The sequence below is a fragment of the Arcobacter sp. F155 genome, assembly GCF_004116455.1.
Classification (GTDB): Bacteria; Campylobacterota; Campylobacteria; order Campylobacterales; family Arcobacteraceae; genus Halarcobacter.
Genome location: NZ_PDJU01000056.1, coordinates 1 through 409 on the forward strand (window position 1 = coordinate 1; position 409 = coordinate 409).

Consider the following 409-nt stretch of genomic DNA (forward strand, 5'->3'; position numbering starts at 1 on the left):
CCGTAAACGATGAGTGCTAAGTGTTAGAGGGTTTCCGCCCTTTAGTGCTGAAGTTAACGCAGTAAGCACTCCGCCTGGGGAGTACGGCCGCAAGGCTGAAACTCAAAGGAATTGACGGGGGCCCGCACAAGCGGTGGAGCATGTGGTTTAATTCGAAGCAACGCGAAGAACCTTACCAGGTCTTGACATCCTCTGAAAACCCTAGAGATAGGGCTTCTCCTTCGGGAGCAGAGTGACAGGTGGTGCATGGTTGTCGTCAGCTCGTGTCGTGAGATGTTGGGTTAAGTCCCGCAACGAGCGCAACCCTTGATCTTAGTTGCCATCATTAAGTTGGGCACTCTAAGGTGACTGCCGGTGACAAACCGGAGGAAGGTGGGGATGACGTCAAATCATCATGCCCCTTATGACC

General features: G+C 53.1%; 1 rRNA gene. It reads left to right on the plus strand.

Features of this window, described 5'->3' with window-relative positions:
• Positions 1-409 (plus strand): 16S ribosomal RNA (locus tag CRV03_RS14045); the annotation flags it as partial.